This is a genomic window from Candidatus Francisella endociliophora (assembly GCF_000764555.1).
GTDB classification, from domain to species: domain Bacteria; phylum Pseudomonadota; class Gammaproteobacteria; order Francisellales; family Francisellaceae; genus Francisella; species Francisella endociliophora.
Genome location: NZ_CP009574.1, coordinates 1,478,408 through 1,493,241, shown reverse-complemented (window position 1 = coordinate 1,493,241; position 14,834 = coordinate 1,478,408). Strand labels below are relative to the sequence as shown.

Here is a 14,834-nt window from a genome sequence, read left to right as displayed (position 1 = left end):
CTTATTTGGTCAACCACTTAAATGATTTTTTAAGAGAGCCTATAGCATCAGCTTCAATATTTTTACCATGTGCAACAATTATTTTCTCAGGTTGCCAAGCTAGTATCTTTTCAAAACACTCTCGAGCTTGTTTTTTACCAAAGAAAAATGATAATCTCCAATCAATTGGAGTTTTACCATTTGGTGCAACAATACCCGAAAGCCTAGCAATTAGACCCTTAAACCCCGAGAAGTAGTTCTCATCAAAGTTCTCAATCAAATCTGTAAGAATAAGTGTTTTAGAAGCTTTATGGAAAAACACAACTTCCTGCATTGCTTTACTGCCTTTAAATATCAGCTGATCAATTTCATCTTGCCACTCAGATTCTGGAGAATCTTTTAGATCAGCAGTAAAATCAATATCTTTTCTTTTTTCTCTAAGACCTGGTGATGCATATACTTTTGCATCAGGAAAAATCTTTGCCCAATCTTGTAAAAATAAATGATGAATTTTGTTTGGAGATACTAAAAACTTTACCGTTCCAAGTTTAGATACTTGTGATATTAGTTCAGGATCGGTTTTAATTGGAGAATGAATAAATAGCTCATTATTAGCAAGGCGAATTACAGTCATTCTTGTAGTATAAGGAAGAGTGAAGAAAGGAACAGCCTCACCATTACAAATCCATATATTTTCTGATAGTTTTTTCAACTCCATTTTCATCTACCTCTAAACAACATATAAATTACGGATAACTATAATTCTTCCGTTTTAAACTCGCTATAGCCCTCGTAGAAATAACTAACATCAATACCCTTCATAAATAGCGAACGATCATTGATTTGATCAGTTAATGCTGATTTTAACAAAACTTTAATTTCGACATCTTTTACGGGACTTCTCTCCATTGCAGACAGGTAATCTTCTTTACCAACAATATTCCAATCGATAACTTGTCCTAGCTCTTTTTTAAGTATCAAATCAAGCCAAATTCGTGTAGCACGACCATTACCCTCACGGAATGGATGAGCAATATTCATCTCGACATATTTCTCGATAATCTTATCAAAACTTTGTTGAGACATTTTATCAATATTTTTTAAAGAGGCTTCGAGATACATCAACGGAGCAAAACGAAAGTTACCTTTAGCAATATTCACATCTCTAATCTTACCAGCAAACTCATATATATCATTAAATAAGTAAGCATGAATAAATGATAAGCCTTTAAAAGTACCAACATCTACCTTATTAATATCTCCAGAATCAAATAATTGTCTGGCTTTTTGCTTACTAATTTTCTCTTCAGCTTTTGCTAGTTCTATTTGGTTTGCGATGTTTAGTTTGTTTTTTAGGATCATTTTAGTTGCCTATTCCAAAATTTATTTCTACAGATACTAAGCCTGATGTTTTTATCATGACACCATTTAATAAAATTAAAAAGAATTCTACATAATGTATATTACAAATAAAACACCTTTCTTGACAACTAAAGATTGTCATATATAATTTTAAGTCGAGGTTTAATGCGATTCTCGTGTAAATTTATGGAGTTAATAACTTCATGAGGGCTTAATAAGCCTAACACGAATCCCTATGCAATTTGTAGTGTTTATTAACATTCACATACATTGTTAGAGATTTTGGAGTGATGCGAGAGCTATCACTCCATTTATAATGAGATTAATCGATGATATTTCCGCATCCTTAGTTTTGCGAGAGAAAGAGAGACCATTTTGTGTTTGTCTCTCTTTTTAACTAAGGGAGAAACCTCTTATGAATAAAAAAATAAAAAATATCATCGAATGTTTGGTTATCATGGCTTTATGCTTAGGCTTAAGCTCTGATAGTATCAATATCGATGCTGACATAAATGTTCATGCAACTTATGTTGCTTAGTGCATTTAAAATCAGTTTAAATACTGATTTTAAAAAATATGCTAAAATGTTTAATGTCGTCAAACATTTCTCATTTTAAATGAAAAAATATAGCATAGATCAATCTCCCATATTTAAACTATCTTCAAGAAGAAAACTCAAAGAAATTCTTTTCATAAATGATAAACAGCTTAAACAAGCTACACGATCTCCAACACACTATAGTTTTAATAAAAAAGTAAACAACAAATCTCGAAATATACAACCCCCAACAGGAACTACAAAAAAATCCACGCACGAATACTGACTCTTTTATCTAGAATTGAAGTTCATTATTTTTTATTTTCAGGTATTAAAGGGCGCTCGTATGTTTGCAAAAGAACATATTGAATCCTCTTTCTTCCTAAATATAGATATTAAAAAATTTTTTCCGTCAACTAAAAAACAAAAAGTCTTTTACCTTTTTTATAAGATTTTCAAATGCTCCCCAGATGTTGCAGATATTTTAGCTAAAATGCTTACTTTTAATAATGAACTTGTACAAGGGAGTTGTGTAAGCCAGCTTCTATCATATTTTTCTAATTACGAAATGTTTGAGGAAATAAATGATATTGCTAAAAAATATAATTTAACTTTTTCTTTGTACGTTGATGATATGACATTTTCAAGCTCACAAGGCTTTAAAAAATCAGATGTAGTTTATGAAATAAAAAAAATATTGAAGAAGTCTGGTTATGAAATCAAGAGAAGTAAGTTGCGATATTCAAAAGTCGGAGATATAACTGGGGTAATAATAAAAGACTCTAACTTATTGGTAAAAAATAAAACCCATAAGAAAATATTTTTATCACGAAAAGAAAATGATTTGAAAAAAGTAAAACAACTAACTGGACAGGCAAAATATATTCAGCCCTCATTTCCTAAAAAACCTATCCCAAAGCCTCTTTCTTCTCAAGTGTTTTAGTATACAGCTCTTGATACTTAGCAAGCTTTTCTTTCTCCACAGCAACTACAGCTTCTGGAGCATTTGAGACAAATCTTTCATTAGAAAGTTTCTTCTCAACCCTAGCAACCTCGCCTTTTAACTTATCTAGCTCTTTGTCTAATCTTGCTTTTTCAGCTTCGATATCAACTAAACCTTCCAATGGAATATTTAACTCAAGTCTTTCAACAATTTGCGATAAAGATGTCGGTGGATTATCATTAAACTCAATATTATTTACTCTTGCTAGAGCTTTTATAAAGCCTTCTGTTTGAGCAAGATATTCTTTGTCTGTATCTGCAACATCTTTAACAATTAGAGAGATCTCTAAAGATGGCTTGATACCTACTTCACTACGCATATTACGTAGAGTTGTAACAACATTTTGTAGCCATACAATAGCTTTTTCAGCTTCTGGAGCTTCTAAATCTTGAATTGCTACAGGATAGTTAACATCCATAATTGTCTCTTTAGCATTATCAAGATGAGCTTTTAACTGCTGATAAATACTCTCTGTAATAAATGGAACTAATGGGTGTGCTAAAGCAAGGATATTCTCTAGAACTTTAGTAAGTGTATATTTAACACCATTTTTTTGCTTCTCAGATAGTGAGTCATCTTTTAAGGCAACTTTAGCAAACTCAACATACCAATCACAATAGTTATTCCATACAAGGTCATAAATAGTATTTGCCACCATATCAAAACGATAATTAGCAAGTTGTCTATGGATATCCGCTACAGCGTTATTTAAAACACTCCAAATCCATTTATCTGCAACACCTAGCTCATAATTATCACAAACTTTATAATCATCTAGATTCATCATTACAAATCTTGAAGCATTCCAAAGCTTGTTACAGAAATTACGATATCCTTCTACCCTAGCAGTATCAAAACTAATATCACGAGATGTAGAAGCTAATGCAGCATAAGTAAATCTCACCGCATCTGAACCATAAGCACTTATACCTTCTGGGAATTCTTTCTTCGTAGCCTTTTCGATCTTTGCTTTCATCTGTGGCTGCATTAGACCAGTAGTTCTCTTTTTCAGAAGCTCATCTAACGTAATACCATCAATCAAATCTACAGGATCTAAAACATTACCTTTAGATTTTGACATTTTTTGACCTTCACTATCACGAATAAGTCCTGTGATATAAATATCTCTAAATGGCACATCATTCATAAAGTATATGCCAAACATCATCATTCTAGCCACCCAGAAGAAAATAATATCAAAACCTGTCACAAGTACGCTTGTTGGATAATACTTCTCTAATTCAGCAGTCTTTTCAGGCCAACCTAAAGTGCTAAATGGCCATAATGCGGATGAGAACCATGTATCGAATACATCATCATCCTGGTTGATAGCTATATCATCAGCTAGATTATACTTAGCTCTAACATCTGCTTCATCTTCACCCACATAAGCATTACCTGCCTCATCATACCAAGCAGGGATTCTATGACCCCACCAAAGTTGACGTGATACACACCAGTCTTGAATATCTCTCATCCAAGAGAAATATGTATTCTTCCAATTATCAGGTACAAATCTCACAGTACCATTTTCTACAGCTTCTATTGCTGGTTTTGCAAGCACATCAGCTTTAACAAACCATTGCTTAGTTAAATATGGTTCTAAAACCTCTCCAGTTCTATCGCCAGTTGGTACTTTTAGCGCATGAGGCTCGATCTTATCTAAAAGACCTGCTGCATCCATATCAGCGACTATTTGCTTACGCGCCACAAATCTATCTAAACCTTGATATTTTGACGGTACTTGAGAGTTTAGAGTTGCATCATCAGTCAAAATATTCATCATTGGTAAATCATGTCTTTTACCCATTTCATAGTCATTAAAGTCATGAGCTGGAGTGATTTTTACACATCCCGTACCAAAATCTTTCTCAACATAATCATCAGCAATAATTGGAATCTGTCTATCTGTAAGAGGTAGGTTTATCATCTTGCCTACTAAATGAGTATATCTTTCATCCTCTGGATGAACTGCAACAGCCATATCGCCAAGCATTGTCTCTGGACGAGTTGTTGCAATTATAATCTTTTCATCACTATCAGCTACTGGATATACAAAGTGCCACAATGAACCTTGTTTATCTACCTGAACAACTTCCAAGTCTGAAACTGCTGTCTTTAATTTAGGATCCCAGTTTACCAATCTCTCGCCGCGATACGCCAAACCATCTTCATATAATTTGATAAAACACTTTTTAACTGCATCAGATAAACCATCATCCATTGTAAATCTCTCACGATCCCAATCTGGGGATGCTCCTATCCTACGCATCTGTGATGTGATAGTTCCACCTGATAGCTCTTTCCATTCCCAAACTTTACTTACAAAATTTTCACGACCTAAATCATGTCTTGAGATACCTTGGGCATTAAGCTGTCTTTCAACTACCATTTGCGTAGCAATACCCGCATGATCTGTACCAGGCTGCCAAAGCGTATCTTTACCGTTCATACGATTGAAACGTGTAAGGATATCCATCAAAGTCATTTGGAAACCGTGTCCCATATGTAATGTTCCTGTTACATTAGGAGGAGGAAGCATTACTGAGAATGTATCTTTAGAATCAGTATTACCACAAGTAAACTTACCTGCCGATTCCCAGTTTTGGTAGTTAGATTGCTCTATTTCTTTAGGATTGTAGTTTTTATTCATTTCTTGAGTCATTTATAACGCCGTAAATAATTAAGTTTATAGAAAAATTTAATGCTGATAATTTTAACAAAGTTCTTTGAAAAGTACTATTTTTGATTGGCGGTAATTATCTAAGTTGTCTTTTTTTATAAAATAAATCCTTAAAATTGATGCAAAAGATTTATTTGTAACTTAATCTTGTAAATATGTAAAACTAGTGTAGTAACAAAGCATGAACGACAAATCAAACTATAATAATTATTGTGGATTTACAGTTAGCAACCTTAAAAATATATAGGCTTAGACTTTATACATCACTTTACTGAAAAGTTTGGTCTACTTGGAAGCACTGCTTTTCAAAATTTTTCATAAAAAAACCGTTACTAGATGCTATATTAATGATAAATATAAGAACAAACTTCTAACATTTTTTTGTAAATAAAAATAATGTTTTTTGAAAAGGACTATTGATTAGTTGAATCAACCATATTAGAGAATTTATAAATAGAATTAAGAATAAGAGACTGTTTTTTTTATTTTTCTTAATTAACCTGCGCAAGACCACCAGTCAGTATCTCCTGAAATCAATCCACCATTTACTGGATGCCAACCTTGTTCACCATTCCATGAACATACTGGAGTAATGCCTTTTGAATCTTTAGCAATAAATTCAATTGATGCACATTTTTGACTAAACACATTCGCTAAACCTTGACAAGTATCTCCAGGCTGTACAGTAAAAGACTCAGCTGCAAAACTTGATGCTACACTTGCGACTATCATTCCTGTTGCTAAAATAATTTTTTTCATCTTAAATCTCCTTTTGTGTTAGATTCAGAATTAAGTATAGTTAGGAATAAAATAAAAGTCTGTTTCAGCTATGTAACAGTACGTAACAGTTTTGTTACACTATAATAAAATTTAAACAAAATAGATTTATCATATTAAACGCTTTTCTTGCTTATGATGTACTATGATATATGGTAATACTATTGGTTAATTGGCAATGATCTATCTACACCTCTTTTTTTCCAAATCACTATACCAGCTACTGAGGTTAATAAGTAAATAAATTGCATCATTGATAAATAGTAATTATGCACTGTAAAAAACATAATTGTTTCCATCGCATTTAAGGTCATCAATAATATCCAACAATATATACTTCTAGACGCCATCAAAAACGTTGCAATTAATCCTAAAGAAGCAACGGTTGTATCTAGCATTGGTGCTGGATTATTAGTAAACTCTAGTTGGATTACCGCAACAAAAAATACAATTAGTAAATAAGGCACTAAATGCCACTTTTTAAAAATATAAATTGAGGTTTTCCAATTTAAAAATCCTAAAAAACAAACAACCGCAGCTACTGCCCTAATAATAGCATTTGCATAAAGCTCCTCAGAGAATGTAAACCATGACAAACTACCAAAAAGAAAAGTCCCTAATAATAAATTTATCCTCCAGCCAATAATTTGCGTAAGCTGTGTGATATAGCCTAGAATTGAAATAGCTAATTCCATCAAGTCACCTGAATCGTGTTAATGTTTAGATTATTTTTTTTATAGTAAACGTACTTTTTTCTTGAAGCTAACAATGCCTGCTCTTCTTGATAAACGAACTCTTTAAGTTCTTTTACTTTTACTCTATGAGGATCAACAGCAACTTCCATAATATTTATTAAAATATCATAACCAGAAGTTATAAATAGATTATCCGTAACAAGAATAGGAATGTTTTTATATTGGTTATATTCTCGTGAATTTATAGCACAATGATGTGGAATGAACGAATCTTTTCCATCTTGCCACAAACTTTCATCAAGTTGTTTTGCAATTCCTGTTGATGCTAATATTGCAACCCTAAGATCTTCATTATATTTTGCTAAAACAAACTTTACTACTGATTCTAGCAACTCTTTTACTTCAGTTGTTTGCAAAACTTGAAATTCTACGTCCATAAGATTTTTTTGTTTAGAAGTCTCTAAAAAATTGATAACAAGTTTAACAGATATTATTAAATAATTGAGTACTTATCTATTTTCATATTTAAATGCCAATTTCAACTTTGTTATAAAATCAGAACCTAAAACAAAAAAACTAGCAATAAACATTACATCACCACTAAATAAAATAAGTATCATATTAAGCTGACCAACCTGCTGTATTTTATCAAAAAACAGAATCAGCTCTGTTAATAATGTTGGATATATCAGGCTTGTAAAAAACATAATCATGCCTAATACATAGCGTTTATAACTTATTGGTTTTGGCTGTGAGAATGCGGACTTAAAAAATTTCTTTATACCAGCTTTTATAGTATCAACTATTGCTTTGCCCAAAAACATTACAGATAAGACAAATAAACTTTCGGCACCAATCAGTAATATTGATGAAGCCGCTAAATAACTAGATGTTGATAAACCTAGAAAAGGTAGAACACAAAAAACCACAATATATGGTATAAATGACAAAATAAAAAGTGTTAAACCAAAGTAATGTTTCCAGTCTTTTTTCATGCTTCCTCTAAATTACTCGTATAATCCTTTAATTTTATTATCTTTTTTTGTCTTCTTGACTTTTTCGCAACTTTTAATTTGACCCACAAGCTCCTTATACTGACTAAAATCTTTACCTGCATATATTGCAGCGTTTAACTCTCTTAATACAGTCTTTAACTCTGGAAAAATATTTGCAACTTCTAATATTGAAAAAACTTGCTTATCAGATTTTATATTTGCCCAGCCAATAATAGCTCTTTGAAGTTTAATATTATTTTTTGCTGAAGCCGCTTTTTTAATATCTTTTAAACTTGCGGTATCTTCAGGTAGATTATCAAAACTATCCTCTTCTTTTATTTGTTTCTTTTTAGAAAGCTTACACCTAATAAGTAAACTAAATGTCACAAGCCATAATATAGCTAAGGCTATTGCTATATTCTTCCATAATGGGCTTTCAACTGTTTTTTGAACTACTTTAGTTGTTGTATTAGAATCTCCAACAATAGGGTTAATACTTGGTAAATTACCTTTTTGCACATCAAATGTTTTCGCCTTAATAGTAGCAACTTTTGATTTATGATTATCAACATCAAACCATTTCAAACCAATTTCTGGCGTTGAAGCTTTGCCCTGCTTGATAGGCATATAACCAACCTTATATGTCGCAACGCCTGTTAGATTACCACCTTGCTCTATGTCTTGTAACTCAGGCTTTTCAGGATAGACATTAAAATCATCTGAGGATTCAAAGTTTAACTTTGGAATATCACTACTCAAAACACCCTTTGCTTTAACTGTAACTGTTCTTGTTAAAAGTTGCCCCTCCTTGATATCTTTATCAGCTGACCAGTTATCAGCTATCTGCACATCTGATGCTGGGAACCAATCTTTAATTTTTATATCATTTGGAATAGGCTTAACTTTTAGAGTCTTTGCATCCGTTGAAAAGTATTTGTGCTTAGTCCCTAACTGACCAAAAGCATTTGGAATAGTTGCTTCAAGCACTATTGATGGAATTTTTATACTTCCGGTAGCATGCGGAATTATCATAAAGCTTTCTTCAACAACATCATACATCTTACCATTTATACGCTTTTGATAGGTCTTGCGATGATTCGTTGTTTTCACATCTGATCTTTTTATATCAAATGGTTTTGGCTGCAAGCTCAATATAGGCGTTGAATAGTATAATCTAAGTGTATACAAAACTGGCACATTTACATAAGTTGTATCTGTCGCTAACGAACCTATAGCAAACAATTCTTGATACTGGGCTTGCTCATCATTTGATAGAGCCTTATCAACCTCTATATCAATTGGTTTAGTACTTTGATTACCAATTTTGATAGCTGGAATTTCAAGCTTACCAGCTTTATTTGGCATTAGAGTAACTATCATCTCAAATTGAGAGCTTCTTTTACCATTTACAATAGTTGTCTTGCTACTTGTGCTAGTGTTGTAAACTGTAAAGTCTTTATCCAGCACATCTAAGTTTGGCTGAATATCAAAGCTGTCTAAATGTAACACTAACTCAAATGTTTCGCCATTCTCAAGGTGAGTTCTATCGACACTTGCAGAAACATCGGCATAGCCAAAACTACAGATAATTACAGATAATACAAAACCACTAACTAATTTCAATAATTTAGTTCTCATTGTTTAGTCCCTACCATTCTTTGATAATCTCGTGCAAATTTATGTCTCAAAAGCCCTCCAGGATCATCATTAACCATTGCTAGAAGCTTATTTGCTTCTTTATCATCGAGCTCCTTCTGACGCTGATCCATTTCAGCTTGCTGAGCTTGATCTTCGCTATCCTGTTGATCCTGTTGATCCTGTTGATCCTGTTGATCTTGTTGATCTTGTTGATCTTGTTGATCTTGTTGATCTTGTTGATCTTGTTGATCTTGTTGATCTTGTTGATCTTGTTGATCTTGTTGATCTTGTTGATCTTGTTGATCTTGTTGATCTTGTTGATCTTGTTGATCTTGTTGATCTTGTTGATCTTTGTTGTCTTGAGAATTTTGCTGATTATCTTTTTGCTTATCTAGTTCTTTTGCAATTTCTAAATTATTTTTTGCATCTGCAAAGTCAGGTCTTTTTTCTATAGCCTTCTGATACGCATCAATTGCCTTATCATAATCACCTATATGCGTCAGAGCATTGCCTTGATTGTACAAACCTTTTGCAGAGTTATCTTTTTTAAACTCGTTATAAGCATTTTGATAATCCCCAGCCTTATAATACGAAGCGCCTTTCCAATCACTATTTTCAAAAGCCTGGGCTGCACTTTTAGCATCTCCATTATCGTAATGACTCATACCTTGCTGATCTTTTGTCTGCCACATATCATCCCAACTACTTGCAAAACAAAAAGTAGGTAGTAATATTGCAGCAATTACTATTTTCTTTAACGACATATTCTCTCCAAAATACCCCTTCTAAAAAGAAATATACTTAAAATAGCTAATACCCAAATAAAATAAATTCCTTCATCTTGCCAAAAAGTATTTGCCGAAGCTCTATCTGACTTTTTAGAGCTACTATCATTAATATCTGCAAGTAACTTTTTAACATCTGAGTTATTTGAAGTTAAGCTCACTAAATCACCACCTCCAGCTTTTGCTAGCTGTTTAAGCTTAGCTAAATCAACTCCAAAATATTGGATATTGCCATTTTCATCTTTTAGATAATTACCTTTTTGATCCTTAGCAATGCCACCTCTCGGTGTTCCAATTGCATAAACATCTAGATCTATCCCTTCGCCAGCGATTTTTTTCGCTTCTTGTATAGCTTGTTCAGATGGTGTCGAATCTGTAACTAATATTATTTGTCCTTTCTGTGAACCTGACTGCTCAAGCAGCTCTGCTGATTTTTTGATTGCCTTGAAAATATTATGTCCTTGAACTGGCACAATATTAGAGCTAATCACAGATACTAAATTTGCAACAGTATTAGCATCTGAAGTCAAAGGAGACACCACAAAAGGCTCACTTGAAAACACAACCATACCAACCTGACCTTCTTCAATACGTTTTAAAATATCAAATATCTTATATTTCGCACGCTTTAATCTAGTTGGTAAAATATCAGCTGTATCCATAGATTGTGACACATCTAGAGCTATCACTCTTGAAGTGTTTTTTTGATAAACTGGTATATCTTTATGTGACCAAGTCGGCCCAGCCAATGCAAATACAGACAATCCCCAGAGCACTAAAAACACTACAGGTATCAAGGATTTTTTAGCTTTTGTTTCCTGACCTACTAATATATGCTCAAGCAAGTGGTTATCACAATACTTTGTCCAGCTGTTTGATTTTGACGAATGTCTAAACAACAACAACACAAAAATCACTATAGGTATCAAAGCTAAAAGCCACCATGGTCTTAGAAAATGAAACTCCATTAGCGAATTCATTAGTACCCCCTCCTACGCTTTAACCATATTGCAGCAATTATAAAACTTAGAAATAATGCAGCTCCTAAAGTCCATGGGTACAAATATGTAATAGGTCTAACTACAGTTTTATCAGACTCAACCGGCTCTAGCTTATCAATTGCGTTATAAACATTTTGTAAATCACCACTATTCTGTGCTCTAAAATATTTACCACCAGTCATTTTTGCAATTTTCTCTAATACTGTAGTATCAAGATCTTCAGAAGTATTTACTAATCTTTGACCAAAAGTAGTTTTAATAACCATTTGCCCACCACCAAGGCCAATAGTGTATATTTTAATACCATTCTGCTTAGCAATTTCAGCTGCTTGCATTGGCTGTAATGCACCAGAATTATTCTCGCCATCGGTAAGTAGCACAAGAGCTTTAGAATCACCTGGATAATCTTTGAGTTTTTTAACAGCAAGCCCAATAGCATCGCCTATAGCAGTTTGTGGGCCTGGTAGAGCAATACTAGAGTCATCAAGCATTTTCTTCACAGTTGGAATATCAAAAGTCAAAGGTGTTTGTAAATAAGCCCTTGTACCGAATAAAATCAAACCTACTCTATCACCCTTTCGTGTATCCAAAAACTCATTTGCCACACGCATAACTAAATCAAATCTTGATTCCATTTTACCATCAGGTTTTTTCATATCCTCAATAGCCATACTTCCTGATAAATCTATCGCCATCATTAGATCACGACCACTTTGTGGTAGGCTTACTGGCTTACCTAACCACTGGATACCAGAGCCTGAGATTATTAAAAGCACCCATATAGCACTTAGCAAATATTTAAAATAATTCGCTCTTTTAAAATTATGCTCTCGCGAACCTCCAATCTGTGACTCTAACTGATCAAAAAATGGTGTTTTTAAAGCAAGTTGTTTATCTTCTTTCGCTCTCGGTAGTATCCAATATGCTAATACTGGTAAAATTATTAAAGCAAAAAACCAAGGATACTCTATATTTATCATAGCATTCTCCTTAACCACTTTTCAGCAACGCTCATAATCTCATCTAACTCTTGCTTAGATAACTCAACAGGCTTGTAGCTATTGCCAAGCATATTTGCCTTTGTATTTACAAAATTTGGTTGCTTTAATTTTGAATCCAAAAATTCTAACCACGCCTCTCCATGCAGGGTTTTGACATTTTCATTAGGAAACTTCTGCATAGCAACTCTTTTTAAATAAACAGAAATCTGTTGCAAAACCTCTTTGGGCTTTTGCTGATATGTATTGTCAACTTCACTTCTAAGATCATTAACTATTGAATCAATATATTGTTTTTTCTTTTTTCTAAAATGCAAAAGCACCAAAAACACAAGTATAGCTAAAATTATAATTGCTAAAACTATCCACCAGCCATAAGCCAAAGGCCACCATTGAGAAACCCTTTCAGGCAAATAAATATCCTTTAATTGATCTAAAAGATTATTATTAGTTTGCATAACTAGCTATCCCATAATTTATTGCTTTAACTAGATCATCATTTGTCGCGACTTCTATAAAACCAGTTTTGTTTTTGCGTGAAAACTCTTTGATAGTTGCATACCTATCTTCATACAAATTTTTATAGATCGTACTTTGCTCTTTACTTGCAGCATCGAGAGCTAGTTTATTTTTGCCATCACTAAAATAGTAAGTATCCAAAGCTGGAAGCTCTTTTTCTATAGGATCATAGTTAAAGATATTAATCACAGCATTTTTACCGCTTAAAAGCTTCAGATACTGTTTAGCTTGCTCATCAAAACTACTAAAATCACTAACTACGACAATTACACTATTACTACGAATTTTTGCATAAAGAAATTTCAAAGCTTCTGCTAACTTTTTTTCAGAAGACAGCTGATACTCTTTTTCATCATTTGAGACAAAGTTAAACATTTTAACTAGCGAGGTTTTATCTTGCTTAGCTGGATAAAAGTTATAACCACTATCATCAAAGATAACTCCACCAACTTTATCATGAGCTTCTAATGCCCCAAAACCAATTAACGCTAAAATATTTGCAGCTTTGACACTTTTGAAACATTCTCTTGTACCAAAGTTCATAGTACTATTTTGATCTATCACAAAGTACAAGTTTCGCTCTCTTTCTTCATGATAGACTTTTGTATATGGTTTACCAAGTCGCGCTGTCAAAGCCCAATGCATTAAGCGAATATCATCACCAGCCTGATAATGTCTAACCTCGTTAAAATCCATACCACGACCTTTTGCTTTGGAAATATTATTCCCGGCATTAGTCGTATTGACGCGTTGGTTAGCAAATAGTTTAAGCGCTTTTGCCTTATAACGATACTCTAAAAGCTCTTGTATTTCGGGCCTTATACCTTTATAGCTTTTCATTTCAGCTTACCCCTATGGTATCGGCACAACCTTGAGAAGCTCTGTAATCACATCATCAGTTGTTACACCATCAACTTCAGCTTCAAATGTCAGTAGGATTCTATGACGCAGAACTTCATATATCACAGCATGAATATCACTAGGTGAAACATAATCATGACCACTTAACCAAGCGTGTGACCTTGCTGCTCTATCTAGAGCAATTGTCCCCCTTGGACTTGAGCCAAAGGAGATCCATTTTTTGATATTTTGATTATATTTAGATGGATCCCTTGTAGCTAAAATTAGCTCAATTATATACTGTTCTATAACTTCAGAAACTTGTACATTCAAAACCTCTTGTTGCGCTCTAAAAATAGTATCTTGATGAATATTTGGATGTTGTATTTTATGCCCAAGAGCTTCTCCACGACTTATTGCCAAAATTTTAGCCTCTGTCTTTGGATCTGGATATTCAATTTTAACAAACATCATAAACCTATCTAGCTGAGCCTCTGGAAGCGGGTATGTTCCCTCTTGCTCAATTGGGTTTTGAGTTGCCATTACCATAAATAAGTCAGATAACGGATATGTCTTCTTACCAACTGTAATCTGCTTCTCTCCCATTGCCTCAAGCAAAGCAGATTGTACTTTAGCCGGAGCTCTGTTTATCTCATCAGCCAACAATAAGTTATGAAACAATGGTCCTGACTGAAACTCAAAAGACTGTTGTTGTGGTACGTATATCTCTGTACCTGTCAAATCTGCTGGCAAAAGATCTGGGGTAAATTGCACTCTATGATATGAGCAATCTATACTTTCAGATAGTGTTTTAATAGCTGTAGTTTTTGCTAAACCTGGAGCACCTTCAACTAGTAAATGTCCTCCAGCTAACAAAGCTATCAACAAGCGTTTATTTAGATTTTCTTGACCAACAACTCGGTTATTTAAAAACTCTAATAATTCTTCAAATTGATTATATACAGACACAGACTTCCTCCAAAATCTCAAGTTATCTTGTTAGAGTATAGGGGCAAATGTC

16 protein-coding genes are annotated in these 14,834 nt (G+C 33.4%); 2 read left to right on the top strand and 14 right to left on the bottom strand.

What is annotated here, in order from left to right; translation table 11 throughout:
* Position 1 precedes the first annotated feature (1 nt).
* Together QI37_RS07310 and fic are read right to left on the bottom strand one after the other, a co-directional pair.
* Positions 2 to 697 carry a DUF4336 domain-containing protein gene (locus tag QI37_RS07310; RefSeq protein ID WP_040010035.1) on the bottom strand — a complete coding sequence of 232 codons (696 nt, stop codon included), beginning with the start codon at positions 695 to 697 and terminating at the stop codon, positions 2 to 4.
* 38 nt (positions 698 to 735) lie between these two features.
* Positions 736 to 1,341 carry a protein adenylyltransferase Fic gene (gene fic, locus QI37_RS07305; protein WP_040010033.1) on the bottom strand — a complete coding sequence of 202 codons (606 nt, stop codon included), beginning with the start codon at positions 1,339 to 1,341 and terminating at the stop codon, positions 736 to 738.
* A gap of 415 nt (positions 1,342 to 1,756) precedes the next feature.
* Between fic and QI37_RS10430 the strand changes: the two genes are divergently transcribed.
* Positions 1,757 to 1,879 carry a hypothetical protein gene (locus QI37_RS10430; protein WP_268746165.1) on the top strand — a complete coding sequence of 41 codons (123 nt, stop codon included), beginning with the start codon at positions 1,757 to 1,759 and terminating at the stop codon, positions 1,877 to 1,879.
* 346 nt (positions 1,880 to 2,225) lie between these two features.
* Positions 2,226 to 2,822 (top strand): reverse transcriptase family protein, encoded by a 597-nt coding sequence (locus QI37_RS07300; RefSeq protein ID WP_081946996.1) that lies wholly within the window; start codon positions 2,226 to 2,228, stop codon positions 2,820 to 2,822.
* Here the strand turns inward: QI37_RS07300 and QI37_RS07295 are convergent.
* The 12 genes from QI37_RS07295 to QI37_RS07240 form a co-directional block, all read right to left on the bottom strand.
* Positions 2,788 to 5,547 carry a valine--tRNA ligase gene (locus QI37_RS07295; protein WP_040010031.1) on the bottom strand — a complete coding sequence of 920 codons (2,760 nt, stop codon included), beginning with the start codon at positions 5,545 to 5,547 and terminating at the stop codon, positions 2,788 to 2,790. The genes QI37_RS07300 and QI37_RS07295 overlap by 35 nt on opposite strands.
* A gap of 513 nt (positions 5,548 to 6,060) precedes the next feature.
* Complete coding sequence (locus QI37_RS07290; RefSeq protein ID WP_040010029.1) at positions 6,061 to 6,324, bottom strand: hypothetical protein; 264 nt, start codon at positions 6,322 to 6,324, stop codon at positions 6,061 to 6,063.
* A 179-nt stretch (positions 6,325 to 6,503) separates the two neighbouring features.
* Positions 6,504 to 7,037, bottom strand: a complete 534-nt coding sequence (locus QI37_RS07285; RefSeq protein ID WP_040010026.1) for a nicotinamide mononucleotide transporter — start codon at positions 7,035 to 7,037, stop codon at positions 6,504 to 6,506.
* Positions 7,037 to 7,474 (bottom strand): DNA polymerase III subunit chi, encoded by a 438-nt coding sequence (locus QI37_RS07280; protein ID WP_040010024.1) that lies wholly within the window; start codon positions 7,472 to 7,474, stop codon positions 7,037 to 7,039. The genes QI37_RS07285 and QI37_RS07280 overlap by 1 nt, the downstream gene beginning before the upstream one ends.
* A gap of 72 nt (positions 7,475 to 7,546) precedes the next feature.
* Positions 7,547 to 8,032, bottom strand: a complete 486-nt coding sequence (locus tag QI37_RS07275) for a transporter suffix domain-containing protein (protein ID WP_040010023.1) — start codon at positions 8,030 to 8,032, stop codon at positions 7,547 to 7,549.
* 12 nt (positions 8,033 to 8,044) lie between these two features.
* Entirely contained in the window at positions 8,045 to 9,670 is a 1,626-nt protein-coding gene (locus tag QI37_RS07270; protein ID WP_040010022.1) for a BatD family protein, read from the bottom strand.
* Complete coding sequence (locus tag QI37_RS07265) at positions 9,667 to 10,434, bottom strand: tetratricopeptide repeat protein (RefSeq protein WP_040010021.1); 768 nt, start codon at positions 10,432 to 10,434, stop codon at positions 9,667 to 9,669. Before QI37_RS07265 ends, QI37_RS07270 begins: the two co-directional genes overlap by 4 nt.
* Positions 10,425 to 11,423: a vWA domain-containing protein gene (locus tag QI37_RS07260; protein WP_040010751.1), complete on the bottom strand. Its 999-nt coding sequence runs from the start codon at positions 11,421 to 11,423 to the stop codon at positions 10,425 to 10,427. Before QI37_RS07260 ends, QI37_RS07265 begins: the two co-directional genes overlap by 10 nt.
* A gap of 11 nt (positions 11,424 to 11,434) precedes the next feature.
* Positions 11,435 to 12,436 (bottom strand): vWA domain-containing protein, encoded by a 1,002-nt coding sequence (locus QI37_RS07255; RefSeq protein ID WP_040010020.1) that lies wholly within the window; start codon positions 12,434 to 12,436, stop codon positions 11,435 to 11,437.
* Positions 12,433 to 12,912 carry a DUF4381 domain-containing protein gene (locus QI37_RS07250; RefSeq protein ID WP_040010019.1) on the bottom strand — a complete coding sequence of 160 codons (480 nt, stop codon included), beginning with the start codon at positions 12,910 to 12,912 and terminating at the stop codon, positions 12,433 to 12,435. Before QI37_RS07250 ends, QI37_RS07255 begins: the two co-directional genes overlap by 4 nt.
* Positions 12,902 to 13,813: a DUF58 domain-containing protein gene (locus tag QI37_RS07245; RefSeq protein ID WP_040010018.1), complete on the bottom strand. Its 912-nt coding sequence runs from the start codon at positions 13,811 to 13,813 to the stop codon at positions 12,902 to 12,904. The genes QI37_RS07250 and QI37_RS07245 overlap by 11 nt, the downstream gene beginning before the upstream one ends.
* Before the next feature lie 12 nt (positions 13,814 to 13,825).
* Positions 13,826 to 14,782 (bottom strand): AAA family ATPase, encoded by a 957-nt coding sequence (locus QI37_RS07240; protein WP_040010016.1) that lies wholly within the window; start codon positions 14,780 to 14,782, stop codon positions 13,826 to 13,828.
* Positions 14,783 to 14,834: the final 52 nt, after the last annotated feature.